We start from the raw sequence: 23,122 nt of genomic DNA on the forward strand, positions 1-23,122 counted from the left end.
AAGGCAGCTCCTAGAACGACCATCCCAATATTAGAACTTGTCCGCCGGCAGCACAGAGGTAGCCGACATGACGAGGAAAGGGAGGTCTGCTCAGCGCCAGCCTCTCCCGCGTGAGGATTCCAAACGGCTATTTAGAGGCGGCTACGAATAACAAATGAGTAGTTGCTGCCGGGCTCTAGCAGGTAATCCGATTTCTCCAAAAAACGGCTCAAGGGATCGCAAATCAAGGCTCGCCCCACTGAGGGCTCCACCCTAAGCCCTCCACCTCGAAAGCGCCAGCAAAAGTGCCAAACCCAGCCGTTAGCGCTGACTTCCCCTTCAATGGCACCCTCCTGCCAGGAGCGGCGGGTAATCTGCACATGGGCAGTGGTCTGAGGTAGCTGGCTCATCCTGAAGCCGTGAGAATCTATCCCCTATTCTCCATTACCGGAAAAGCGGCGCAAAGGCCCCCTAGCTCTGCCAGCCCCCAATTTAGCCAGCCCCTGGGCCAGAGAAGCGCAAGCCTCAGGCAGGGCAACCCCCTCGACTGTCTTCTGGAATATCAAACCGGGGGCTCGACCGTGGCCACAATGTCGCGGATGATGGCTTCGGCTTCCTGCCGGCGGTTACTTGCCATCTCTCCCCCTCCAGCTAGGGAAACACGATGGGCCAGCACCGGCACGAACAAGGCCTGTAGATCCTCGGGCAGGCAGAAGCCGCGTCCCTTTACGAGGGCCCTGGCTCGCGCTGCCCTTGCCAAAGCCAACGCTCCTCGAGTGGAGACCCCAGCCCGCAGCAGCTTGGAGGTGCGTGTAGCCTGGACTACCTGGAGAAGGTAGTCGGCCAGGGATCCCTCCAGGTACACCTGATCCACCGCCGCCTGAATCTCCCGTAACTCGGCCAGCGAAAGCACGGGCTGCAGAGCCTCCACGGGATCCGCCTGTTGCCGATGCAACAGGAGGGATCGCTCAACTTCAGGGCTGGGGTAGCCAATCGACAGCCGCACCAAGAACCGATCCAACTGGCTTTCTGGCAGGGGATAGGTGCCGTGGTACTCCAAAGGGTTTTGGGTGGCTAGCACGATGAAGGGGCGGGGCAGTGGGTAGGTGCGGTCGTCCAGCGAAACCTGCTTTTCCGCCATCGCCTCTAGCAGGGCGCTCTGGGTGCGGGGCGAGGTGCGGTTAATCTCGTCGGCTAGGATGACATGGGCAAAAATAGGGCCGGGGCGAAACTCAAACTCCCCTTTTTCCTTGTTGAAAAGAGTGAGGCCAAGAATGTCAGTCGGCAAGAGGTCGCTGGTAAATTGAATTCGCTGAAACTTGGCCCCCAAACTGCGGGCTATGGCCCGCGCCAACGTGGTCTTGCCCACTCCCGGCACATCCTCTAGCAGGACATGACCTTCTGCCACCAGGGCTGTCACCACCGCCTGCACCACCTGCGACTTGCCCTGGAATACCGATTCGACGTTGGCCATCAGCCTGCCGATCTGCTGCTGCAAAGTTTGCAGTCGCTCCGCCGGGATCCGGGTGCCCGCACCCACCATAGATCGATCCAAAGAGGCCTATTCCACCATACAAGCCCAATCCCAGCCCAGAGCAGGATCCCACAAAACCCCGGCGGAAAACCGGAATATCATAGATCTCATCCCTACAGCTAAGGATGGGTATTTTGGAGCTGTCCTGCAAAAGCGAGTACGCGCTCCTGGCGCTGCTGGAATTGGCCCAGCACTACAACGACGGCCGGGTGTTGCAGATTAGGGAGATTGCAGCCCATCAGTCCATTCCCGACCGCTACCTGGAGCAACTGTTGGCCACCTTGCGCCGGCAGGGGCTGGTGCGCAGCCAGCGGGGGGCCAAAGGGGGTTATTTTCTGGCTCGACCGCCCTGGCAGATTTCCCTATTAGACGTCATTCAGGCCATCGAGGGCGAGGAGCTGAGCCGCTCCCGCACCTTGCCCAGCAGCGATCTCACTCCAGAGCGCCAGGTGCTTCTGCAGGCTTGGCAAGAGGCCCAAGCAGCGGCAGTGGACATTCTCCAAAAGACAACCTTGCAAGATCTCTGTGACCGGCAGGCCCAAGGGCAACAGGCCAGGCTGATGTACTACATCTAAGCTGCAGCAAAAGTCAAGGCAGACAGGAAGGGCTGGGATCCTGACTTCGTTTTGGGTTATCCTGGAGCGCACTGCTTCACATTGCTACCCTGGCCATGAGCTTGCACTCCCCTCGCCCGCCCGCTGCCGAGATCTTTTCCGCAGAAGACTTTGCCCAGGCTCTAGCGGCCCAAAGCCTTGACTTCCGACCGGGCCAGGTAGTGCGAGGTCGCATCTTCCAGCACCAGAGCGACGGCGTTTTGGTGGATATTGGCGCCAAGTCGCCAGCCTTTTTGCCTCTCAAGGAAGCTGGGATTGGCTCAGAGGAAGACTTAAGCCAGGTGTTTCCCCTCAAAAGCGAAGCCGAGTTTCTCATCTTGCGAGAAGACGCAGAAGGGCAGATCCTGCTCTCGGCACGGCGGCTGCGGCTAAAGCGGCTCTGGGAGGAGCTGGCCGAAAAGCAAGCCAGAGGCGAGGTGGTCACAGCGCCGGTGATCGGCATCAACAAGGGCGGGGTGGTGGTGGATGTGCAGGGCCTGCGCGGCTTCATTCCCCGCTCCCATCTCCTCCAGCGGGAAGCTCTGGAGGAGCTAGTGGGCCAATTCCTCACTGCCAGTTTACTGGAAGTCAACCCTGCAGCCAACAAGCTGGTGCTCTCCCAGCGAGTAGCCCGACAAGTGGAGAGCTTGGGGAGCTATACCACCGGCCAAGTGGTGCGGGGCAAGGTCAGCGCCCTCAAGCCCTTTGGCATTTTTGTGGAGCTGGAGGAAGGGGCCAGCGGGCTGTTGCCCATCAAGCAGGTCAGCCAACGCTTTGTCGCCTCCCTCTCCGACTTGTTCCAGCCAGGGCAGCCCATCAAAGCCGTGGTCATCGATGTGGATGAGGCCAAGGGGCGGGTCGCCCTCTCCTTGAGAGTGTTGGAGAAGTACCCTGGTGAGGTGTTGGAGCAACTGCCTCTTGTTCTTGAGGAAGCTGAAAAACGAGCCGGCAAACTCAAGGGGAGAATCACGCCCGAGGGCGAGGTCATTTAACCCATACCGCCTGCCGAGGGGCTCCAAGCCGAGCTTTTTGGATCCCTCAATCTCGCCCCATTGCTACAGAAGCAGTGCTGGGGGCTGCGGCAATGTCACGCCGCCAGAGGTAGGGGTGTTGAACACCTCAGCCAGGATCTCCCGCTAGCGGCGCGGAGCTCTAGATTGCAGCAAGGTGTAGGCGATACAGCTTGTCAGTGAAGCTGGGATCCCCAACTCCCTCTGGGAGAGAGGCTGGTAGGGCGCTATCTTCGCAGCCAATCCAACAAGGTCGTTCCCCCCAGCCCCAAGCCTACCAAAATGGAAGGGGTCAGCAGCCCCGCTGCCACACAGATCAGGGATCCCAAGCTGCAGAGGATCCCATCTTCTTCCAGGAGGCCGAAGGCGGTGACGAAGACCCCCATTGCCGGCAGGGTGTTGGTGCCGGGCACGGGAATGATCATGGAAATGCCCATCAAACCCATCCAGGTGCCTAGCCAGACCTGGCCCAGGCGACTGGTGCAGACGAGGTTCCAGCGGGGGCGGGCAACTTGTTCAAGGCGCAGCAGCCAAGGGATCCCGGCCTGCACCCATTTTTGAAATTGCTTCCGTTCAATGGATGTCTGCAGCACCCATGGCGGCAGCCAGGGAGTGGCTCGCCCTGCCAGCATTTGTAGGGCCAGCAGCAGAATAACCACGCCAAAGGGAGTGGAATAGCCAGGAGCGGGCAGAGGCAAAGCCGAGGGAAAAGACAGCACTGCCAAAAACAAGCCAAAGCTGCGCTCGCGCGCCAGTTGGAGAATCTCTTCAATGCGGATCGCCTCTGGTGGGGATCCCTCGGGCTGCTCCGAGCTGTTGGCAAGGCCGGCTAAGCGGGCTAGCTCTTGGGATAGACGTGCCATAGCGGGAAAGGTTGACCAAGGCCTAGCCTACTGCAAATTCTGAGTCTGTTGGATATCCTGAGGCTTGAGGAAGAAGGTGGTCTTGGAGGGGTGAAATGAGCGGCCAGGGGCTTGGTAGGTGGTTGGACAGGGAGGTGGTCAGCCGCAGCCTTGCCCAGAGACCAAGGTGTTGGCCAGCACAGGGGATGGCTGGGCTGGTGTTGCTGCTGGGATCCCTACTGCTGGGGAAAAGTGGCGCAACCTTTGCCGAAACCCCACTGTCAGTGGGCACCTCCACTACCTTGCCTCCCCGAGCAGAGCCGACCTTACCCCCTCCGCCCCAGGGAGTTCGGCAAATCTCTGAAAAAACCAATCCAGAGGAGACTGCTGACATGCCCCTTTCCCTGCTGGCAGAGCAGGTGCTGGAGGCAGTGTGCGAAGCACAAATTGATGCCGAACGAGCCTTGGCCCTCATGCCTGACCTGAGCAAGTCCCATATCCGCGCCGCCTGTCCGAAGCGGCTGATCCCCAAAAGCTGAAGAGGAAAATCGCTGGTCTTCGACTCCTTCACCTCTTGCTGGATGCTGCTGGGGGCGCTTAGGGAGCTCTGTTTTGGAGTTGCGCTCCCTCCGAGCGATCTAGTTGCTTTGCAAGTCAAGCTGCACTAACTGGGCTGGCTAATTGACCCGTGTCTATCGTCCTAGCCAGCCATTACAAGTCCTGGAGTGCCCAGCTTACCTGCAGGGGGATCCTCTCCTCCCTGGCTTTGTCCTGGATCTCAGTCTAATTTGGGCATAAAAAAGCAAACTCCGCTCTCAAAATGAGCAAAACTCTGTATTGCGGAAAACGGTCAGGTATCACGGCAGCAAGCAATAATGAGGGCAAAGCCTAGGATCCCGACGGAGGTAAGCCTATGGGGATGAGGTGTGTGGAGCAGACCCCCAGCAAGCGTGTTTATCTAAGGGGGCTTGGAGTTTTGTCGGTTAGGGCTATCTTTGCTCTCTTTTTGGTGCTGTGTCTTTGTTCCCTGACTTGGCGTTTTCTGGGAGATCGCAGCTTCACTTGCTATCGCCTTGATCAGGATATGGTCAACTGCAAAGTGGTCTTCCAGCCACTACTCTTACCAAAATGGGTCAGGTCTTATTATAACGTAAGAGGGGCCAGAACCAAAACTGAAGTTCAAATAGACTTTGAGGGAGACAAGAGAACCTATTACTACGTCACTCTCATAACTTCTGCAGGAGAAAAGGAAGCCTGGTCAACCGCCAGCGAGAGCGAAGCCCGACAACTGGCAACAAAGATCCAATCGTTTCAGGTGAGTGCAGAGAGTCAGCTATTGGTGGACGGCAATACTCTCAACTTAGGAAGTTTGTCTGTACTTCTGATTGTGCTTTTTCTCCCAGGAATGTTATTTCTTTTAGGTCTATTGCGAACAGTTGCGCTGCCGAGATGCCGGCTGACCTTTGACCGCTCCCTAGACCAGATCTCGGAGGAGTACCTCACTCCCTTTGGGATAAGGAGGAGGAAAACTTACTCCTTCAGAGACGTGCAGCAAGTTGTGGTTCAGAGCACAACAGACTCTGATGGCGATACCTTTTTTCGGTGGAGGTGCAGTTGCAATCAGGAGAACCCTTGTTGTACCTGAGTTTTGGTACTGATGATAGCAAGGCAAGGGCGGAAGCAGAACAATTGGGCCAGCTTTTGAGGTGTCCAGTAAGGCTGCCGGAGACAACGCCTTAGGCCTAGACTAGACCCCCCTTGGTTTTTGGGGAAGGTGGGGGAGGCAAGATTTGCCAAAGCTGAGATAATGGCATCTGCCCACGCGCTCAAAGCGATCCCCTGTGCTGCCGCGGGCTGTTCTGTGGATTCTGGGGTTGAGCCTGCTTTTGCGCTGTCTGGTCGCAGCTCTGCTGCCACCGGGCTTTGACGAAGCCTACTACTACCTCTATACCCGCCATCCGGACTGGAGCTATTTTGACCATCCGCCCCTGGTGGCCTGGACGACGGGTTTGGGGCCTGTTTTGACAGGTCAGGTGTCGGCTTTTTCCATCCGACTGGGATCCCTATTGGCCTACAGCGGCTCTTCGCTGTTGCTTTACCTCACCGGAGCACGGCTCTTTTCGGTGCAGGCGGGGCTGATTAGCCTGGCAACCGTTAGCATCGCACCCATTTTCTGGATTGGGTTTGGGGTGCTAACCCTGCCGGACAGCCCGCTGACGTTGTTTACGGCGGCAACGCTGTGGGTGGCTGCCCAGGAGTTTTTTCCGGCTCCCAAACCGGGGGTCTACGGGTCGGCTCGCTACCGACCGGGACCGCGCCTGGCGCTGATTGGGCTGTTGGTGGGGCTGGCCTCTCTGGGCAAATACCACGGCCTGGCGTTGGGGTTTGGCCTGGTGCTCTTTTGCCTGCTCAGCCCGGCCCACCGCTGTGCCTTTAGATCCGGCTGGGCGCTTTTGGCGGCGCTGGGGTTCTTGGCAGTCTTTAGCCCAGTGTTGCTCTGGAACGCCCAGCAGGATTGGATCTCCTTTCGCTTCCAAGGGGGGCGAGCGGTGCCGGAGACGGGCTACCGCCTGCAGGATCTGGCTCTGACGGTGCTGCAGGAAGTTTTTTATCTTTTCCCAACCTTGGGGATCCCTTTGCTGGGGCTGAGCTTGGCAGAGGGCGGGCGGCTGGGGCTAGCTCTCTTCCAGAGAAGACGCCTCGCGGATCAGGAGCTGAGGCATCTTTTAATCCTGACCTGTGGGCTGCCGCTAGTGCTGGCTTTTACCTTGATGGGGGGCTACCGGCCCATCCTCCCCACCTGGCCGATGCCGGGGTTTTGGGTGCTGAGCTTGCTCTTGGGATCCCGCTGGGAAGGATGGCCAGGAGCAAAGCGGCTCTTGGCGGGGACGGCGGTGGCGGTGGGTCTGTTGGTGGGGGTGGGGCTAGCCCATGTGCGCTACGGGTTGCTGCAGGCGCCCGGCGGCTTGGGCCTGTGGCCAGTGGAACGGGATCCCTCCACCCAACTCATTGAAATTGAGCAGTTGCGCCGCCAGTTTCAGACGGATCCCCGCCTGACTCAGGCCCTGGAGGCAGTAGACTTCATCTTCACCAATACCTACTTCCTGAGCGGGCAGATCGGCATGGCCTTGGCACCGCTGACGGAGAAGCCCCTCACCTGCCTAGATGAAGATCCGCGGGGCTTTGCCTTTTGGTCTCAGCCGGAAGACTGGCTGGGAAAAGACGGACTGCTAGTCACCTCCACGCTGTTCCAGCCAAAAGCAGGGATCCCAGCCACCTACGGCAACTATTTTGAACACATTGAACCGGTGGCCGAGATCCCTCTGCGGCGGGCGGGTGCAGTGGCGCAGACCTTTCAGGTGTACCTGGCTCGGCAAATGCGCCAGCCCTATCCCCGTCCCTACTCCCGCCGGCGCTAAGAGCTATAGCTTTGGACTTCATTTGCGGGGAACTCATGCAGACCATCATCATGACCGTGGGCACCTCTTTGCTCACCAACCCGGACAAAAACCTACAGCCGCCGCGGCCGTGGCTAGGGCAAAAGACCATTGGGGATCCAGAACGGGCCTTAGCCTGGATGAGAAAGACCGACCTGGAGCTGATCAGCGCCGAAACCAACACCTACTACCGGCTGGACCCCACCCCCCAGGATGCCTTGATTTTGCTTTACTCAGAAACTCCCGAAGGCCAAGAGTGCGCCCAGATTTTGAAGCTCTTTTTTGAGGAAGCCCTGGGCCAACAAGGGGTTTCCCTCTTGCCTCTCCCCGGCATCAACTACGAGCTGGAGGAATCCTCCCTAGAGCGGATGGCCGAGCTGTTGAAACAGTTGGCGGAGAGCGCTAAAGGGCTCGTCACCTTCGCCGCCACTGGGGGGTTCAAAGCCCAGGCCATGGTTATGGCCGTGGTGGGCAGCCAACTGGGTATCCCAGTCTGCTACATCCACGAGCAATACAAGTCTTTGGTGTATCTGCCCTATCTGCAACCGCAAGTCCAGCCTCGGATCCCGCGGGCGAGCTTGCCAGATTCTGGCCGCGATCGCGCCGAGGTCATCCAATTGCGAAGCGAGAGTAGCCACCACCGCCCTCGCAGCTGGGCCAAGGTGGAAAAGCTCCTGCGCGACCTTCCCTGGGTGGATCTGGTTCGCTACGACCCAAACGCCTACGCTGCCCCCAAAAACGGCGTCAAAGCCGCCAACCGCAAAACCGAAGATGGCCGCCACATTCTGTGGATCCATCTGCACGAGAGCCAGGACACCCATCTTGCCGTTCGGGTAGAGACCACCGGCTATACTCCCGAGCATCTAGAGCAGGCCGCTGCCGAGCTGCGGGAGCGCCTCGGTCGCCTCATTTAGCTTTTGCTCAACTGCTGGGCCACGAGTTGCACGATGGCCTGGGCCGCACCCGGTCTGCCCCCCAGCTGTTGCAATTCCCTCTGCATCTGCTGGCGTCGTTCGGGATCGGCCAACAGGGCCCGCACCTGTTCGGCTACCTGGGCTGGTCGCAAATGGCCTCGCAGCTCCGGCACCACCTCCCGTCCTGCCCAGATATTTGGCCAAGCCAGGTAACCCAACCACCGCAGGGCAATTGTGTTGATGAGGCGGGCTATCCAAGTGCCCAGGCCAGGCAAGCGGGCCAACAGGCCAGGGATCCCGTCCCAGGCGCGCATCGCCTCCAGCTTGTTGGTGGGGATCGCCACCACCATGGGCACCCCCAGATAGGCCAGTTCAGCGGTGTTGGCTCCAACTGTAGTCAGGCAGAGGTCGCAATTGGCTAGCACAGAATAGGCGGGGAAACGAGTCCACAGTTGTACCGTGGTGCCAAAGGGAGTGACGAAGTGGGATCCCAGGTTGGTTTGCTCCAGGGTGGCGGAGGTGCCGTAGATGACGGCCATATCGGGGTTGAGCCTGGGATGGGCGTAAGCCGCCAGCGACTGAGGGGTCTGGCCAGGAGCCACTGGGATCACGAAGCGGACGTTGGGCAACAACTGGCGCAACTCATCGGCCACCGCCAGCACCAGCGGCACTCCCAGGGAGAGCTTGGCTGGCTTGGAGCCGGGGAGCAGCCCCACCTGGTAGTGGGTGCGGTTGTGGTCGCCAAGACGTTGCCAGCCACGCGGCAGCAAGGCTTCGTCGGCAGAGGGGGGTTCCACCCTTTCCGGTGCCGTTTGCCCCGATTCCGGCTCCTCGATGGGATCGGGGAAGGGCTGGAGGAGGGTGGAAAAGCCTGCCGTCGCTTCAGGAGCAGCGCTAGAAGCCGGCGGGGGGAGAAAGCGGCTGCTGAGCCAGCCGGGAAGAGGTATCCCCGGCAAGGAGACAGCACTGGCCACTCCATCGGCCATCAGATCCCCGACCACCTGCATCTTGGCAGCCCAGCGGTGGCCCAAGAGGCCTCCCCCGTCGTAGCGGCGTTTGATCTCCTCCGTCCGCACCGCAAAAACGTCTACCCAGGGTCGCCAGCGGGGCCGACGCTCCGCATACACCACCAGGCGGTAGCGCAGACGGCGGGCAATCCAGAGCGCAAAAAACTGATCCCCTCCTAGAAACAGCACCACCCCCCGCTTGGCCCAGTCCCAGGCTTCTTCGGTCTGACCCGTGAGCAAAAAAGCTAGAAAAAAATCGGGATCCTGAACCCGATCGACCTGGATAAATTCCTCTGCTATCTTCACCTCTTGCCCAGAGGCGTGCGGACAAGGAGAGAGCACCAGGGAAAGACGCGCCTGGGGCAGTTGCTGGCGCAACTCTAGGACAACTGGCCGCACCCAGGTGAGCAGCTCGCCGGGGCCGTTGGAGAGGATGAGGATGTCGTAGGGAGGCTGGCCGCCGTTCACTGAGAGCCTCAGGGGGCAGAAACTTTGCCGCTATTGTAGGGGATCTCAACAGCTCCCAGCCCTTGCCCAGGGTTCAACTCCAAGGAGGGCCACCGTTTTTGTCCAACTGACTTTGCAACCACTCCTGGATATCCCGCAAACTTTCTGGGGAAACCTCGTGGCCCATTTCGTACTCCCGATAGGTCAAGCGCAGGGGCAGCAAGGCAAAGTAGTCGCGGATCTGGCGGCCGAAAGCCACAGGCAAAACGGTATCGGCGGTGCCGTGAACCACGAGGACACTCAGGTGTTGCATCCGGGCTGGCTCCACCGCCTCGGCTAGGATCTCCGGTGAAAGGCGACCGCTTATGGCCACTACGCCAGCCAGCTTCTCCGGCCGGGTTAGAGCCAGATATAGGCTCATGATCGCCCCCTGGCTAAACCCCAGCAAATAGACCCGGGCCGGATCCAGAGAAATGTCGGCCATCCCCTGGGGCAGAACCTGCTCCAGAAAGTGGCTGACAAGCTCCCGGCTGCGGCGGGCTTGCTCGGGATCCCCCACCAGCCCTTCCGGCGTCCAGGCCATTTCAAACCAGGCAAAGCCACCCGCTCCCCAGGGAAGCGGCGCCCTTAGGCTAATCACCGCTAGGCGGGGATCCAAGTAAGGGGCCAACTCGAGGAGATCCCCCTCATGGCTGCCGATCCCGTGCAGCATCACCAACACAGGAGCAGATCCCGGCCCGGCCTGGCGGGGCGGTTGAAAGCGGTAGACAAGGGGCAGAGGGGAAGACAACGCGATCCTCAAAAATTGAGACCAATACCGCCTAGGCCCAATCCCGAGGCTGGCGCAGCACTTCGTAGAGCTGGGCTTCCCAGCTATCGGGCGGCGGCTCGTAGCCGTATTCCCAGCGCACCAATGGCGGCAACGACATCAGGATCGACTCGGCACGACCTTGGGTCTGGAGACCAAAGACCGTGCCCCGGTCGTAGACGAGGTTAAACTCCACATAGCGCCCGCGCCGGTAGAGTTGGAACTGTCGCTCCCGTTCCCCCCATTCCATCCCCTGCCGCCGCTCCACAATCGGCACATAGGCAGGCAAGAACGCCTCGGCACAGGCTTGCACCAGCTCAAAGAGATGCTCCCAACTGCGGGATCCCACCCGCGCCTGGAGTGGCAGCGGCTCAGCCACAAGCTGTTCGGGATCCGCCTCTGCCTCACCCTCAGGGCGGTAGAGCAGCCCGGGCCGGTCGTCTTGATAGTCAAAGAAAATGCCGCCAACGCCGCGGGCCTCGCCCCGATGGGGCAAGAAGAAGTAGCGGTCGCACCAGATCTTGAAAGTTGGGTAGTAGACCGGATCCAGACGGTCGCAGGCCGCTTTGGCGGTGCGGTGAAAATGAGCCGCATCCTCCTCAAACAAGTAGTAGGGGGTGAGATCCATGCCGCCGCCAAACCACCAAACCGGCCCCGCCTCGAAATAGCGGTAGTTGAGGTGAACCGTCGGCACATAGGGGTTGCGGGGATGCAACACCATGGAGGTACCGGTGGCGTAAAAGGGATGCCCCGCTGCCTCGGGGCGATGTTTCAAAATCGAAGGGGGCAGCTGGGAGCCAAATACCTCGGAAAAATTGACCCCTCCTTGCTCGAACACGCCTCCTTGCTGGATGACCCGCGAGCGACCGCCCCCCCCTCCAGGGCGTTCCCAGCTGTCTTCCCGAAACTTGGCTTTGCCATCCAGAGCTTCCAGACGAGCACAGATCTCGTCCTGGAGATGCCGCATAAACTGGCCTACCCGTTGACGAGCATCCGTTGGTGGTGCTGTCGGGCTTGCGGTTAGCATCGTAGTCTTCCCAATCTCTCGAAATAAACGAACTAAGGCTTTTGCCTGCAGCAGACCTGAGTCTCAAGCCCCCAGGCGCGGAGAACCCTTTTGGCATCTAGGCCATCTCTAGATTTTAAGTGGGAACGACCTCGTGGGGGCGGAGCCTTGCCCACTTGTTCCGCTCCTCGCGAAAGCTCTGGCAGGCCACCACGTCCCACTCCATCTCAGTGCCGCCGTTGCGGATGTTGACGTTGATCTGGGGCCCTTGCGGCTCAAAATCTGGCGTCAGGGTGAGGTGGGGCTGTTGGTGCTGCGCTTCCACGGCGTGATAGGTGGTGCAGCGGTCCACGTAGTAGCAGTGAATACAAATGCACATGGCTGCTGACTACCAGAAAGCGTCTGCGATCTCGACAATAGCATCCTGTCTTCGGAGAGACGAAGGATCCGGCTTGCTCAGCCGATTCTTGAGACATTTCTTAGGAAAGAGAGGCGTCTCCCCTTCTCTCGTCTAAAATCTCAAGATACTCATATCCACCCGTGAGGCTAAGGCTTGGTTCCCGGTCAGGATCAAGCCAGCCAGGCTATCCCGAGGAATTGCCATGAACACCCACACCCGCTACCGCTTTATCTGTACCCTCTCCTTTGGGGATATCTACGGCCAGATCATTGTTTGGCTAATCGTGATTTTTGCTGGCCTGGGCGCCGCCCTCTCTCTGATGAATAGCCCTCTCTACGCCTTCCTCACCATCGCGTTGATCTTGGTCATCTCCCTGCCTTTTCTGCTCTTTGCCTTCGTGACAACATTGCTCAACCACATCGAGTTTGTGGCTGTTCCTCCTGAGGAAGAAGAGGAAGAGCGCGCTGTGGCAGCCAAGTCGCCAGTGGCTGTCAGGTAACAGCCAGTTGGATCCTCTCCTGCTGGCCCACGGATGCTAGGGGTTGGCCAGCCGCCTTGCTGGCCGGCGGGTCTTGGTTCTCAATGCTTGTTTAATTTTTGCTACAGTTTGTTGCAGCCAGCCCTCCAAGCCCTGGCCCCCAAGGTCTGTCTCGGTGCCGATGGGTGGGCCGACCAAAAGAAAAGGCGAGCCGGCGGGGTTTAGGTCGAGAGAGTGCTGCCAGGCAGTTTGGGAAAGCAGGTGTTTGGTGGTGACGAAGGCGATGGGAAATGACTTGGCCCAGCTCGACTACCGGCTGTGCCGGCTGGCGCGGCTGCTCCTGCCTGCTGCACTGGATTCTGGCGTCAGCGACTGGGATCCCCTAGGCTAGGTAACCTGTCTCCCGTTGCCTCCCCTATGCGGATCCCTTACTGGTGGCCACAGCTCGGTTTTCAGGTCTGGCTGATCTTTATCGGTCGGCTGATTTCCCAAACCGGAACCGGTTTTACTCTGTTCTACACTACCCTCTTTTTCGTCAATCAGGTAGGGCTGACGGCCACTCAGGTAGGTTTGGGTCTGGGCATGATGGCCTTTGCTGGCGTGCTTGGCCGCCTTCTCGGGGGATCCATGGCAGACGGAGCTTGGGGCCGCCGCTCCACTTTGATCCTCTCGCTGGCCATTTCCGCTCTGGGCTCCTTTGGCTTTGCCCTTTCCCATGGCTTCTGGAGCTTTGCCCTGGCCAACCTGGCGGCAGGGTTCGGGCAGGGCCTCTATTGGCCGCCGGTGGAGGCAGTGGTAGCGGATCTAACCACGCGCGAGCAGCGCAACGAAGCCTATGCCCTAAACCGCCTGGGGGATAACTTGGGCCTGAGCCTTGGCGCCGCCATGGCCAGCGTCCTGGTAGCTCTGACGAAGAACTACCGCCTCCTGTTTGTCATCGACGGCCTCACGTACTTGGCCTTTCTAGCCCTACTCTGGCTTTGCGTTCAGGAAACTCGAGTAGCTCAGCCGGCGGCAGAGCCTCTGTTGGCAGGCTGGAAAGTTGCCCTGCGGGATCGCCCCCTATGGGTGTTTGCCCTGGCCAACATTTTCTTCACCACCTACATTGCCCAACTCAGCAGCAGCTTGCCCCTTTACTTGCGCAAGGGAGCTGGGATCCCTGAGGTGCAGATTGGCCCGTTGTTTGCCCTGCACGGAGCCATCGTTGCCCTGCTGCAGATACCGGTGGCCCGCTGGCTGAACCGCCTCACCCGCATCCAAGGTTTACAGGGATCCGCCCTGATGTGGGGCCTGGGATTTGGGTTGGTTTGGCTCAGCGGCCCAGCAGCACAGTTGGGAGCGATGCCGGCTATAGGGATGGCGGCCTTGGCCTTGGCGGTGCTCTCCTTGGCCTTGGCGAGCTACAACCCCTCAGCTTCGGCGCTGGTGGCAGATTTGGCCCCAGAGCATCTGCGGGGGGTTTATCTATCGATCAACTCCCTCTGCTGGGCAGCAGGCTTTGCCGTTGGGCCGCTAATCGGGGGGGTGGCTCTGGATCTGCCACCTCCTTGGGCGGGTGGGCTGTGGCTCTTTTGGGTGGCCAGCGTCGGCCTGGTTTGGGGAATCCTTGGCTTTTTGGACAGCATCCTACCCTGCAGAGTCAATGCGGCAACGGTCTCTCCGCCGCCAGCGGCTGTTCCCCTGCACAACGCAGAGCCCTGAGGCTGGATCCCGGTCGGTTTGTTAAGCTGATGTTACCTTCAACCCTCGAAGCATGCGTCGCATTTGCATCCTTGGGGGCGGCTTTGGCGGGCTGTATACAGCCCTGGAGCTCATCCGCCGGCCTTGGCCGGAGCCGCCGCAGATTACCCTGGTGGATCGTCAGGAGCGCTTTGTTTTTGCTCCTTTGCTCTACGAGCTGCTCACCGGCGAGATGGAAGAGTGGGAGGTGGCCCCCCGTTTCCAGGATTTGCTGCCGGAAGGGGTAGCGTTTCGCCGCGGCGCGGTGCAGTCGGTTGACCTCCAAGACCGCTGCGTCTTCCTGGCAGAGGGGCAGACCTTGGAGTACGACGCCCTGGTGCTGGCGCTGGGAGGGGAAACTCCTCTGCAGGGTGTGCCGGGAGCAGCGGAGTTTGCCTTTCCCTTCCGCACCCTAGCCGATGCCCAACGGCTGCGGGCCCACTTGCAGGCCCTAGAAGCGCGGGATCCGGCTCAGGCCATTTACCTAGCTATTGTGGGGGCGGGGGCCAGCGGCGTAGAGCTAGCCTGCAAATTGGCCGACCGGCTGGGATCGCGCGGCCAGATCCGTCTTATTGAGGTGGGATCCCAGATTTTGCCGGGGTTTGCTCCCTCAAGCCGGAAGGCAGCCCAGGCGGCGCTGGCCCAACGGCGGGTGCAGGTGGAGCTGCAGACCAAGGTACTTGGGATCGAGGCTACGGGAGAAAACGGCGCTCCTCCCTTTCGTCTGCAGCGGCAGCGCCTGGCAACTCAGGAGATGGCTGTTGACTTGGTCGATGCTGTGCTTTGGACAGTCGGCACCCAACCAGCGGCGGCCATTGCTAACTTGGATTTGCCCAAAAACGAGCGGGGCCGCCTGCAGGTTCTGCCCACTCTCCAAACGCCCACCTTTCCCGAAGTATTTGCCCTGGGCGACGGAGCAGCGGTGGTGGATGCCACAGGACAGCCCGTACCTGCAACTGCCCAGGCAGCTTTCCAAGAAGCGGGCTACTGCGCTTGGAACCTGTGGGCTCTGCTCACCCAGGAGCGGCCGCTGCTGCCGTTTCGCTACTTTTCGCTGGGGGAGATGCTCAGCCTAGGGGCGGATACGGCAGTAGTCTCGGCCTTGGGCGGCCTTACCCTAACCGGCCCCCTGGGCTACCTAGCGCGGCGAGTTGCCTACCTCTTCCGCCTGCCCACTCTAGAGCACCAGCTCAGGGTGGGGTGGAGCTGGATGACCCGCCCGCTGTGGCAGGCGCTAGGATCCCTGGAGCTGACGGGAGCGCTCGTAGGCCGCCCGCACCGCCTGCATTAGGGCCCCTCGCACCCCTGCCTGTTCCAGGACTTGGAGGCCGGCAATGGTGGTGCCGCTGGGGCTAGTGACCTGGTCTTTGAGCAGGGCGGGGTGCAGCTGCTCCTGCTGCAGGAGGGCAGCAGTGCCTGCCAGGGTCTGCACCGCCAGTTGGGTGGCGATGGGGCGCGGTAGACCCACCCCTACGCCGCCGTCGATGAGCGCTTCCAGGATCACTGCCAAATACCCTGGCCCCGATCCTGACAGGGCGGTTACCGCATCCATCTGGCTCTCCGGCACCGTCACCACCTGGCCTACAGCCCGAAACAACCTTTCCACCAGATCCCTTTGCTGAGGCGTCACCCCTGGCCCGTAGCAGATAGCCGTGATCCCTGCCCCCACCAGTGCCGGTGTGTTGGGCATGGTGCGCACCACCTTTTGCCGGGGAAAAGCCTGCTGCAACTGCTGCAAAGGGATCCCGGCCATAATAGAAATGACCAACTCTGTGGCCGCCGGCTGCCCTATCTCTGCCACTACCTGCGGAAAGACCTGGGGCTTGACGGCCAAAAATAAAATCTCGGCCTCCCCCGCCTCCGAGGGATCGGCCAATAGACGAATGCCAAGCTCTTGCTGGAGAGCGGTGGCCCTGTCCTTATCGACCTCCCGCAGCGCCATCTGCTTTGGAGAATAAACCCCTGCCGCCACCCAACGGCGCAGCAGGGCAGATCCCATAGCTCCGCCCCCAATGACACTCAGCAGCGGTTGCTCCATCGCAGCTAGTGCTGGCCTACCGCCTGCAGGTGCTCATAGCCGCTGGGCCAGAGAGGGGTAGGGCTTTGCAAAGGGCGCTGCAGCGGCTGCATAACTTGGCTACTGGGGGTGGAGATGGTGACGGTGCTGGGGGTGAATAAAAAAATATTCTCCCCAATACGCTCCTGATGGCCGTCAATGGCGTAGGTGCCGCCGGCAACAAAGTCCACCGAACGCTGCGCCTCGGCGGGATCCATCAGGCTTAAGTTCATGATCACCGTTTTGCGCTCGCGCAGGTATTGGATAACCTGGGCCATTTCATCAAAGCTGCGCGGCTCCAGCACCACTACTTCATTGGTCGGCTGGCTGACGCCAGGCAATCCAATCACCTTGCTCCCCATACCACTCCCTCCTGAGCGCTCCCGAGGAGGCTGACTGCGCCGATGGCCACGCGACTCTTCCCGATGGACAGGCCCTTCGCCAGCTTCTACTGAGCGCTGCCGCCGTCCCCGCCAGGGGTGCTCTACCTCCTCCTCACTAGAGGTGGCCGATGCAGAACGGTGTCTTTCGTAGAGAAGTTGGTAGTCGTCCTGCCCCTCCATCTCCGATTCAGAGTACTCCTCCAGGTTATCCGCGGGATCATTTAAGCCCACAAAGTCCTTTACCCTGCTCCAGATTCCACTGACATTCATCCCTTGCATCCTCACTACCTACCCTACATCTACAGCAAGCTCGGCGTTTAGACCCGTGCTCTTGAGCAGAGGCCCAAGCTGGGAAACGTCCTTCATATTCTCTTTCAAGAGACTAAGGAGGCCTTTGGGCAAGAAGCTGCCAACGCCAGCCAAGTAACGCAGGTCTCCCCCTCTAAAGAGCCCTGCAGAGCAATCCTGGAGGGGCACAGCTTCAGAAAAATTTAATCACAACTCAAAGGCTTCATAAAGTTTGCATCTACCGACGCTCGGCATTGGCAAACAGAGCGCGTCCCAGCCGAATCAAGTTGGAGCCTGCCGCCACTGCCAGCAGGTAGTCGTCAGACATCCCCATCGAGAGGGTGCGTAGCTGCAGGCGCTCGTAGCCGCTTTGCCGAATGGACTCAGCAAGCTCAGCTAGTTTACGAAATAGTTCCAAGGCGGCCTCTGAGCTAAGGCCGAGCGGCAGAATGGTCATCAGGCCCACAATTTCCACCTGCAGCAGCTGGTTGAGCTGAGGCAGGCTCTGCAGCAGGTCGGGGACAAGCCAGCCGAATTTGTTGGGATCCGGTGCCAATTTCACTTGCAGGCAAAGCTTGGGGGTGAGGTGGAGCTCCCCCGCTTTTTGGTCAATCAGCTTGGCCAGGCGCAGGCTGTCGACGCTGTCAATCCAGGCAAATTGCTTGAGGGCTGGCTTTACTTTATTGGTCTGGAGGTGTCCAATCAGGTGCCAGACAATGTCGGTCAAATCCTGCAGCTGCGCCTGTTTGACGGCTGCCTCTTGCACCCGACTCTCCCCAAAGTGGCGGATTCCAGCTCGATAGGCGGCGCGGATGTGGTTGACGCTGTAGCCCTTGCTCACCGCCATGATCTCCACCTGCTCTGGGATCTGGGCTCGGACAGCCTGAATGCGGCTGTGGATGAGCTCCTCGTCAACTAGGGGCGGCGGCAAAGAAGGCGAGGACATGGCTGGGGGCATCTAGGAAGCTGGCAACACCGAGAGTCCAGTCCTTATTGTGTCTGGAGGCAAAACAGGAGGAGCTTAACCCAAAGCGGCGGCTAGGATCTGATAGGCCAGCTTGGCGACGGTAAAAGCGCTGCGGCGATCGGTTTCCCGCTCCCCGGTAACGGCCAGCTCCACCACGTCGGCGCCGACAATCTGCCGCTGCTGCCCCAGCGCTCGGATCAGCTCCACGGTTTCCCACCAGCTCAGCCCACCGGGCTCAGGGGTGCCGGTGGCCGGCACAACCGCGGGATCGAGGCCGTCTACATCCACCGTCAGGTAAACCTGGGCTCCCAGCGTGGCAATCACCTCCGGGATCCACTCCTGAGCTGGCTTGCTGTGCAGGCTGTGGGCAAAGAAGGTGTGCAGGCGGTACTTGCGGATGGCCTGGCGGTCTTCGGCGCAGATAGAACGGATCCCCACCTGGGTAAGGCGGCTGCCCACTTGCTCGACTACCCGAGCCATGGCCGAGGCGTGGGAGTAGCGGGATCCCTCGTAGCTATCTCTAAGGTCGCAGTGGGCGTCGATCTGCAGCACATGCAGCTCGGGGTAATGCACCAAGTGGGCGGCAATTAGGGGGCCAGTGATGGAGTGCTCGCCGCCAATGGAGAGCAAAAACCGCCCTGGCCTAACCCACTCGGCAGCGCGGCGCTGAATTTCGGCCATGGCCAGCTCGTGGGTATCCAGCCCCTCGAACTCTACCGGCGGCGCCGTCCAGTAGCGGGAGATCTCTTCGCGGCAGTCGGGGCGGAGGGCCGGCTGGCAGTCCCTCACCTCGTCGTAGATCTCCACGTAGGCCGAAGCCTCCAGGAGCGCTTGGGGGCCCTTGGCGGTGCCTTTTCCGTAGGAGGTGGTGGCCTCGTAGGGGACAGGCAAGAGAATGGCATGGGCTACCTCTGGATCCGACTCGGTCAGGCCCAGAAAAGGCAGGGGGGAGCGATACATAGCAAAAGTACAAGAAGGGATTCCTATTGTATTGAAGGGAAAGATCCCTTGTGAGATGGAGGCAAAACCCCTACACTGGTATTGCCGCGGCTAAACAGCGGCCCCTTGGCTTTCCCTCTCCATTCTGTCTCGTTGAATAAGCTGACCTGACACTTCTATGACCCCTGCCTCTCAAGCTGCTCTTTTTGACGCTCTTGCCCAGCGCCGTGCCCTCAAGATCATCAGCGGCCTGCAGAACTTTGACCTGGAGTCCGTGCTGAAAATTGCCCGTGCTGCCCAGCAGGGAGGGGCCACCTGGGTAGATATTGCTGCCAGTCCCGAGTTGGTGCAGGTGGTGCGGGCTCAAGTAGATCTGCCCATCTGCGTGTCGGCAGTGAATCCGCAGCAGTTGGCTGTTGCGGTGCAAGCAGGGGCTGACATGGCCGAAATTGGCAACTACGACAGCTTTTACCCCTCAGGCCGCGTCTTCTCCGCAGAAGAGGTTTTGGAGCTCACTCGCCAAACCCGCTCCCTCCTGCCGCGCACCCTTCTATCGGTAACCGTTCCCCACACGCTGCCTTTGGATCAGCAGGCGGAGCTGGCGGAGAAACTGGAAGACCTGGGGGCTGACTTCATCCAAACCGAGGGCAGCACCAGCGCTGAGCCGCGCCATAGCGGATCCCTGGGCCTCATGGAGAAGGCTGCCCCCACCCTAGCTGCCACCTATGAGATTAGCCGAGTAGTTTCCGTGCCGGTCATCTGCGCCTCCGGCCTCTCGACGGTAACGGTGCCCCTAGCCATCGCTGCTGGGGCCTCGGCGGTGGGGGTGGGCAAAGCTGTCAGCCGCCTCCAGGACGAGGTGGCCATGGTGGCCCAGGTGCGGGCGCTCAAGGAGGCTCTGGCTGGCGCGCGGGTGCCGGCGCTGGTTTGACATTGGCTGGGAAAGTCTTTTTCTTGGGGTGGCCATCGCCACCTCTTAATTTTGGGACAATCTAAGGGCAGGCTAGAAAGGCAGCTTCTGGAAGAGCTCGGCAAGCGGCAACTGGAAGCCAGGGATCACCTCTTCCCCCTCGAGGGTATCTGCGGACTTTAGCAGGCGATCTGGCTCGTGGGCAGAGCGATAGACCAACACGTAGCGCTGAGTTGGGCTGATGACCCAGACCAAGCGGGCACCGTTCTCGAAATAGTCGGCAATTTTCCCCTCGATTTCCTCTACGGTGTTGCTAGGAGATAGCACTTCAACGGCCAGATCCGGAGCCCCTTCCAAAAAGCCAGTGGGCAGCTCGGCCATCCCTTGTAAGCGTTCCCTGGCAAAGAAGGAAATATCGGGCGATCGCAGATTTCCACTCCTCATCCTGAAAGCGGTGCTGGAATCGAACAGGGCGCCTAGCTTCTTGGCCTTGACAACTGCAAAAAGAGCTGAACTTAGAGTGATAGTAAGATTTCCATGCAGTGCCCCTGCACTTCCCATGTCTACCAGTTTTCCATTGACAACCTCATAGCGGTGCCCATCTTTAGGCAGCGCCATGAGTTCCTCATCAGCCCAAATCTTTTTTTCCTGTTGGACTTCTTTTTTGGCTTCGGTTACTGCGGCCATCGAAAGACTCCTTGGGAGTGATCACTCTGGGCAACGATGTTGAATAGCCTTCCCCAGATGCCGATATGAATCTGGCCTGAAATGGCTCCGCCCTAAATTGCAAGCCCATGTTCTCAATCCTGGGGAGGAATACAGGCCGGTCAAAGCTTGACGAAATTGTAGGGAGCAGTGAAATTGTTGTAGCGGATGCGCAGCCGTCCCTGAAAAGCTTGATCCAGCTCCTCCACTTTTTGGGCAAAAGCCGGCTCATCTTCCCAGTTAATGAGAAAAGCGCTGTTGTAGGCCATGTTCTCGGTAAGCAGCTTTCCTTCCACACAATCGCTGGCAAGGGGAACAAGGGCAGCCGTGAAGGTGTGGGCAATATGCTGGCGTCGCTGCTCCAAAAGTTGCTCCAAAGCCCGTCCCATTTCCACGACGGCCTCCAGCCCCAGCGGAGTGCCAGCCAGCTCGTCGCGGCGGGCTTTCAGGGCGGGGTTTTCTTCTAACCCCAACTGGAGCTCTCGCTCGGGATCCCAGAAGACTTTTACCCCCACCTCCCGCTTGCCCTCTAGGCGCTGCAGCAAGGCCAAGAGCTCGGCCAGGCGTGGCTTGACCAGATCCTGCTCCACCTGAGCCCAACTGCTCACTACTAGGCCAAACTGCAGTGGCAGTAGGGTGCGATGGCCCTCATTCATGACGCTTTCCAAAACGGCCTCATGAGCCAGCAGGTTGGCCCGGCTAGCCAGGTAACGCTCCTGGCAGGTTTGGGAATAGAGGAAGGCCAGGGATCCGAGCACGTGAACCCGCACCGGCTGCTTGTCCAAGCCGACTACATTCAGGTGGCGCGGGCCAGGGGCAGCGACGATCCCGTAGAGGTAGAGGGCGCTAGCGGGGTTGGGACTTGCCGTTGCCATGGCTGCGAGCATCTCCAATGAGCCAGGTAAGGTTGGACTCCTCCGTGTCGATGGCATTGCCGTCTGAGGAAATGCAGTAGCGGCCCATCACCATCTGGTGGCGCAGGGTTACCCCTGCAGCAATTTGGGTGTAGTTGAAGATGAGGCTGGCATCCAGCGTACACCCCTCGTTTAAGACACAGCCGTAGCCAATGGCCGTGGGGCCGATGAGCTTTACCCCGTCTGCCAGGTAGGTGCTGGCCCCGATGTAGACTGGCGGCTCGATGTGGATGCGATCCCAGTTGGCACGGATGTTGATCCCTGTCCAGACGCCGGGCCGAATCTGGATCCCCGGTACCTTGACGCCCTTGATCTCCCCGCGCAGCACCTTTTGCACAGCCAGCCAGTAATCGTGGGTACGGCCAATGTCCACCCATTGGAAGTCAGCCTTGACGCCGTAGAAGGGAGCGCCGACTTTAACCAAAGTAGGGAAGAGATCGCCGCCAATGTCGTAGGGACGGCCAGGAGGAATATAGTCAAACACCTCTGGCTCAAAAACATAGATGCCCGTGTTGATGGTGTTGCTAAGGGCCTCTTCTCGCCTTGGCTTTTCCTGGAAAGCCGTAACCCGACCCGTTTCATCAGTAACCACCACCCCATAGCTGGAGACCTGGCTGGGATCCACCTCCCGCAGCACTACCGTGGCCAGCGCCCCCTTGGACTTGTGGAAATTGACCACCTCGGTCAGGTTGAGGTCAATCAAGGCATCGCCGCAGAGCACCACGAAGGTGCTGTCGAAAAAGCCGGAGAAATCCTGGATCTTGCGCATACCGCCAGCAGATCCCAGGGGCTCGGCCACCGGCTGGCCGTTCTCAAAATGGCCCTCGAAGGAAAAGCCAATGTGTACTCCCCACTGCTGGCCATCCCGGAAGTAGTCCTCAATTTGGTGGGCGAGGTGGCTAGTGTTGATCATGATCTGGTCAAAGCCATGTTCCCGCAGCAGCTCCACCAAAAACTCCATGACAGGCTTGTGCAAAATGGGAATCATCGGCTTCGGCATCATGTAGGTAATGGGCCGTACCCGCGTTCCCTTGCCGGCTGCCAGGATCATGGCTTTCATGCCTTTGTCCCTCCTCCGGGTTCCCGTGTTCTGACTTTACTACCCCAGGATTGGCTTTCTAGGTGAGAGGCGAGACTAGCCCTCTAGCTCCTATTCTCACAATGAGACGGCGCTCCAGCTCAAGGTTGTCAGCTCTGCCGAGCAGCCCCACCGTAGCCGCCCAGATCTTCAAAGTTAGTTGGGCAAAGGTCTACTGCTAGCTCAATCAAGAAAACACTTGGCTGCCCTGCCGCAAAAAAGGTTAACGCTGCAGAACCTTGAGACCTTGCCAGGCCAGGAACAGAAGGGATCTGAAAAACAAACCCCCCAAAAGGGGGATCTCAGCTTCTAGAGAGGCTACTGAGGGGCAGCGGCTAGAGCTTTAGAAGACTTCCTCTCTGGTTTCTCCGCTGCAACTTTTGCTAAGAGAGAACGCAAGCTGGGAAAAAGAAAGTGATTTTCTTCAACGTACTGGGCACCAAATAGTCCTTTCTCTGCCCAAAAGAAGCGGTCAACGGTATGTTCATTTCGTCGAACCAAGATAAGCGCTGGCGGCTGAATAGAGTTTTCCTGAATGTACCTTCGAGCCGCAGTAACAGACTTTTCTTCACCACTGTCTAGCTTATACTGAGGAACAAGATCTAAAATTTTGCGCCCTTCCAAGCGGCGGCGGCTCTTACGCTTTCTTTTCCTGACCAATGTAAGCCTCCCACAGAAGGATTACGAAACAGTCGCAAAGAATATATC

At 59.6% G+C, this 23,122-nt stretch carries 25 protein-coding genes; 10 read left to right on the forward strand and 15 right to left on the reverse strand.

Going from position 1 to position 23,122, the window contains the following annotated elements; translation table 11 throughout:
- Window positions 1–131 precede the first annotated feature (131 nt).
- Window positions 132–389 (reverse strand): DUF3146 family protein, encoded by a 258-nt coding sequence (locus NW814_RS07130; RefSeq protein ID WP_414395189.1) that lies wholly within the window; start codon window positions 387–389, stop codon window positions 132–134.
- Window positions 390–541: 152 nt separating this feature from the next.
- Window positions 542–1,522 (reverse strand): AAA family ATPase, encoded by a 981-nt coding sequence (locus NW814_RS07135; RefSeq protein ID WP_414405744.1) that lies wholly within the window; start codon window positions 1,520–1,522, stop codon window positions 542–544.
- 125 nt (window positions 1,523–1,647) lie between these two features.
- On the opposite strand from NW814_RS07135, the gene NW814_RS07140 reads away from it, so the two are divergent.
- Together NW814_RS07140 and NW814_RS07145 are read left to right on the forward strand one after the other, a co-directional pair.
- Window positions 1,648–2,088 carry an RrF2 family transcriptional regulator gene (locus NW814_RS07140; protein ID WP_414395560.1) on the forward strand — a complete coding sequence of 147 codons (441 nt, stop codon included), beginning with the start codon at window positions 1,648–1,650 and terminating at the stop codon, window positions 2,086–2,088.
- A gap of 95 nt (window positions 2,089–2,183) precedes the next feature.
- Window positions 2,184–3,098: a S1 RNA-binding domain-containing protein gene (locus NW814_RS07145; protein ID WP_414405745.1), complete on the forward strand. Its 915-nt coding sequence runs from the start codon at window positions 2,184–2,186 to the stop codon at window positions 3,096–3,098.
- A 245-nt stretch (window positions 3,099–3,343) separates the two neighbouring features.
- Here NW814_RS07145 and NW814_RS07150 read toward each other — a convergent pair whose 3' ends face one another.
- Window positions 3,344–3,979: an exopolysaccharide biosynthesis protein gene (locus NW814_RS07150; protein WP_414405746.1), complete on the reverse strand. Its 636-nt coding sequence runs from the start codon at window positions 3,977–3,979 to the stop codon at window positions 3,344–3,346.
- A 185-nt stretch (window positions 3,980–4,164) separates the two neighbouring features.
- Here NW814_RS07150 and NW814_RS07155 point away from each other — a divergent pair, with 185 nt between their 5' ends.
- From NW814_RS07155 to NW814_RS07165, 3 genes are all read left to right on the forward strand, one after another.
- Window positions 4,165–4,497: a hypothetical protein gene (locus NW814_RS07155; protein WP_414405747.1), complete on the forward strand. Its 333-nt coding sequence runs from the start codon at window positions 4,165–4,167 to the stop codon at window positions 4,495–4,497.
- A gap of 1,302 nt (window positions 4,498–5,799) precedes the next feature.
- Complete coding sequence (locus NW814_RS07160; protein WP_414405748.1) at window positions 5,800–7,377, forward strand: ArnT family glycosyltransferase; 1,578 nt, start codon at window positions 5,800–5,802, stop codon at window positions 7,375–7,377.
- Window positions 7,378–7,412: 35 nt separating this feature from the next.
- On the forward strand, window positions 7,413–8,309 hold the full coding sequence (locus tag NW814_RS07165; protein ID WP_414405749.1) for a putative CRISPR-associated protein: 897 nt from the start codon (window positions 7,413–7,415) through the stop codon (window positions 8,307–8,309).
- Here the strand turns inward: NW814_RS07165 and NW814_RS07170 are convergent.
- From NW814_RS07170 to NW814_RS07185, 4 genes are all read right to left on the reverse strand, one after another.
- On the reverse strand, window positions 8,306–9,784 hold the full coding sequence (locus NW814_RS07170) for a hypothetical protein (RefSeq protein ID WP_414405750.1): 1,479 nt from the start codon (window positions 9,782–9,784) through the stop codon (window positions 8,306–8,308). The genes NW814_RS07165 and NW814_RS07170 overlap by 4 nt on opposite strands.
- Before the next feature lie 73 nt (window positions 9,785–9,857).
- Entirely contained in the window at window positions 9,858–10,553 is a 696-nt protein-coding gene (locus NW814_RS07175) for an alpha/beta hydrolase (protein ID WP_414405751.1), read from the reverse strand.
- 31 nt (window positions 10,554–10,584) lie between these two features.
- Window positions 10,585–11,598, reverse strand: a complete 1,014-nt coding sequence (gene hemF, locus NW814_RS07180; RefSeq protein ID WP_414405752.1) for an oxygen-dependent coproporphyrinogen oxidase — start codon at window positions 11,596–11,598, stop codon at window positions 10,585–10,587.
- A 115-nt stretch (window positions 11,599–11,713) separates the two neighbouring features.
- On the reverse strand, window positions 11,714–11,956 hold the full coding sequence (locus NW814_RS07185) for a Ycf34 family protein (RefSeq protein WP_414395204.1): 243 nt from the start codon (window positions 11,954–11,956) through the stop codon (window positions 11,714–11,716).
- Between the two features lie 223 nt (window positions 11,957–12,179).
- Here NW814_RS07185 and NW814_RS07190 point away from each other — a divergent pair, with 223 nt between their 5' ends.
- The 4 genes from NW814_RS07190 to NW814_RS07205 all read left to right on the forward strand — a co-directional run bounded on the left by NW814_RS07190 (window position 12,180) and on the right by NW814_RS07205 (window position 15,465).
- Complete coding sequence (locus NW814_RS07190; RefSeq protein ID WP_414395562.1) at window positions 12,180–12,476, forward strand: hypothetical protein; 297 nt, start codon at window positions 12,180–12,182, stop codon at window positions 12,474–12,476.
- 244 nt (window positions 12,477–12,720) lie between these two features.
- Entirely contained in the window at window positions 12,721–12,846 is a 126-nt protein-coding gene (locus tag NW814_RS07195) for a hypothetical protein (protein WP_414405753.1), read from the forward strand.
- A 26-nt stretch (window positions 12,847–12,872) separates the two neighbouring features.
- Window positions 12,873–14,156, forward strand: coding sequence for an MDR family MFS transporter (locus NW814_RS07200; protein ID WP_414405754.1), 1,284 nt, complete (start codon window positions 12,873–12,875; stop codon window positions 14,154–14,156).
- A 52-nt stretch (window positions 14,157–14,208) separates the two neighbouring features.
- The gene (locus NW814_RS07205) at window positions 14,209–15,465 is read left to right on the forward strand and encodes an NAD(P)/FAD-dependent oxidoreductase (RefSeq protein ID WP_414405755.1); all 1,257 of its coding nucleotides are present in this window, start codon (window positions 14,209–14,211) and stop codon (window positions 15,463–15,465) included.
- On the opposite strand, the gene proC is transcribed toward NW814_RS07205, so the two are convergent.
- From proC to speB, 4 genes are all read right to left on the reverse strand, one after another.
- A complete protein-coding gene (gene proC / locus NW814_RS07210; protein ID WP_414405756.1) occupies window positions 15,409–16,212 on the reverse strand; it encodes a pyrroline-5-carboxylate reductase in 804 nt (267 codons plus the stop codon). The two genes, NW814_RS07205 and proC, sit on opposite strands and share 57 nt — an antisense overlap.
- Window positions 16,213–16,217: 5 nt before the next feature.
- Window positions 16,218–16,793: a cell division protein SepF gene (locus NW814_RS07215; RefSeq protein WP_414405776.1), complete on the reverse strand. Its 576-nt coding sequence runs from the start codon at window positions 16,791–16,793 to the stop codon at window positions 16,218–16,220.
- Window positions 16,794–17,139: 346 nt separating this feature from the next.
- On the reverse strand, window positions 17,140–17,847 hold the full coding sequence (locus NW814_RS07220; RefSeq protein ID WP_414405757.1) for a YggS family pyridoxal phosphate-dependent enzyme: 708 nt from the start codon (window positions 17,845–17,847) through the stop codon (window positions 17,140–17,142).
- Window positions 17,848–17,922: 75 nt separating this feature from the next.
- On the reverse strand, window positions 17,923–18,828 hold the full coding sequence (speB, locus tag NW814_RS07225) for an agmatinase (RefSeq protein WP_414405758.1): 906 nt from the start codon (window positions 18,826–18,828) through the stop codon (window positions 17,923–17,925).
- Window positions 18,829–18,985: 157 nt separating this feature from the next.
- Between speB and NW814_RS07230 the strand changes: the two genes are divergently transcribed.
- The gene (locus tag NW814_RS07230; protein WP_414405759.1) at window positions 18,986–19,738 is read left to right on the forward strand and encodes a DUF561 domain-containing protein; all 753 of its coding nucleotides are present in this window, start codon (window positions 18,986–18,988) and stop codon (window positions 19,736–19,738) included.
- Window positions 19,739–19,810: 72 nt separating this feature from the next.
- Here the strand turns inward: NW814_RS07230 and NW814_RS07235 are convergent, their stop codons facing one another.
- The 4 genes from NW814_RS07235 to NW814_RS07250 all read right to left on the reverse strand — a co-directional run bounded on the left by NW814_RS07235 (window position 19,811) and on the right by NW814_RS07250 (window position 23,074).
- The gene (locus tag NW814_RS07235) at window positions 19,811–20,404 is read right to left on the reverse strand and encodes a Uma2 family endonuclease (protein ID WP_414405760.1); all 594 of its coding nucleotides are present in this window, start codon (window positions 20,402–20,404) and stop codon (window positions 19,811–19,813) included.
- 140 nt (window positions 20,405–20,544) lie between these two features.
- Window positions 20,545–21,297, reverse strand: a complete 753-nt coding sequence (locus NW814_RS07240) for a GvpL/GvpF family gas vesicle protein (RefSeq protein ID WP_414405761.1) — start codon at window positions 21,295–21,297, stop codon at window positions 20,545–20,547.
- Window positions 21,269–22,396, reverse strand: coding sequence for a sugar phosphate nucleotidyltransferase (locus NW814_RS07245; RefSeq protein ID WP_414395220.1), 1,128 nt, complete (start codon window positions 22,394–22,396; stop codon window positions 21,269–21,271). The genes NW814_RS07240 and NW814_RS07245 overlap by 29 nt, the downstream gene beginning before the upstream one ends.
- 336 nt (window positions 22,397–22,732) lie before the next feature.
- The gene (locus NW814_RS07250) at window positions 22,733–23,074 is read right to left on the reverse strand and encodes a DUF3155 domain-containing protein (protein WP_414405762.1); all 342 of its coding nucleotides are present in this window, start codon (window positions 23,072–23,074) and stop codon (window positions 22,733–22,735) included.
- Window positions 23,075–23,122 lie beyond the last annotated feature (48 nt).

It is taken from the genome of Synechococcus sp. R65.1, assembly GCF_047461755.1.
In the GTDB taxonomy this organism is placed as follows: domain Bacteria; phylum Cyanobacteriota; class Cyanobacteriia; order Thermostichales; family Thermostichaceae; genus Thermostichus.

Excerpts from the sequence above, each read along its gene's own strand:
- NW814_RS07190 (WP_414395562.1), top strand. The coding sequence starts at position 12,180 with ATGAACACCCACACCCGCTACCGCTTTATCTGTACCCTCTCCTTTGGG.
- NW814_RS07185 (WP_414395204.1), bottom strand. The coding sequence starts at position 11,956 with ATGTGCATTTGTATTCACTGCTACTACGTGGACCGCTGCACCACCTAT.
- NW814_RS07215 (WP_414405776.1), bottom strand. The coding sequence starts at position 16,793 with ATGGAGGGGCAGGACGACTACCAACTTCTCTACGAAAGACACCGTTCT.
- proC (WP_414405756.1), bottom strand. The coding sequence starts at position 16,212 with ATGGAGCAACCGCTGCTGAGTGTCATTGGGGGCGGAGCTATGGGATCT.
- NW814_RS07150 (WP_414405746.1), bottom strand. The coding sequence starts at position 3,979 with ATGGCACGTCTATCCCAAGAGCTAGCCCGCTTAGCCGGCCTTGCCAAC.
- NW814_RS07240 (WP_414405761.1), bottom strand. The coding sequence starts at position 21,297 with ATGGCAACGGCAAGTCCCAACCCCGCTAGCGCCCTCTACCTCTACGGG.
- NW814_RS07155 (WP_414405747.1), top strand. The coding sequence starts at position 4,165 with ATGGCTGGGCTGGTGTTGCTGCTGGGATCCCTACTGCTGGGGAAAAGT.
- NW814_RS07200 (WP_414405754.1), top strand. The coding sequence starts at position 12,873 with ATGCGGATCCCTTACTGGTGGCCACAGCTCGGTTTTCAGGTCTGGCTG.
- NW814_RS07245 (WP_414395220.1), bottom strand. The coding sequence starts at position 22,396 with ATGAAAGCCATGATCCTGGCAGCCGGCAAGGGAACGCGGGTACGGCCC.
- NW814_RS07235 (WP_414405760.1), bottom strand. The coding sequence starts at position 20,404 with ATGGCCGCAGTAACCGAAGCCAAAAAAGAAGTCCAACAGGAAAAAAAG.
- NW814_RS07165 (WP_414405749.1), top strand. The coding sequence starts at position 7,413 with ATGCAGACCATCATCATGACCGTGGGCACCTCTTTGCTCACCAACCCG.
- speB (WP_414405758.1), bottom strand. The coding sequence starts at position 18,828 with ATGTATCGCTCCCCCCTGCCTTTTCTGGGCCTGACCGAGTCGGATCCA.
- NW814_RS07130 (WP_414395189.1), bottom strand. The coding sequence starts at position 389 with ATGAGCCAGCTACCTCAGACCACTGCCCATGTGCAGATTACCCGCCGC.
- NW814_RS07145 (WP_414405745.1), top strand. The coding sequence starts at position 2,184 with ATGAGCTTGCACTCCCCTCGCCCGCCCGCTGCCGAGATCTTTTCCGCA.
- NW814_RS07135 (WP_414405744.1), bottom strand. The coding sequence starts at position 1,522 with ATGGTGGGTGCGGGCACCCGGATCCCGGCGGAGCGACTGCAAACTTTG.
- NW814_RS07220 (WP_414405757.1), bottom strand. The coding sequence starts at position 17,847 with ATGTCCTCGCCTTCTTTGCCGCCGCCCCTAGTTGACGAGGAGCTCATC.
- hemF (WP_414405752.1), bottom strand. The coding sequence starts at position 11,598 with ATGCTAACCGCAAGCCCGACAGCACCACCAACGGATGCTCGTCAACGG.
- NW814_RS07205 (WP_414405755.1), top strand. The coding sequence starts at position 14,209 with ATGCGTCGCATTTGCATCCTTGGGGGCGGCTTTGGCGGGCTGTATACA.
- NW814_RS07230 (WP_414405759.1), top strand. The coding sequence starts at position 18,986 with ATGACCCCTGCCTCTCAAGCTGCTCTTTTTGACGCTCTTGCCCAGCGC.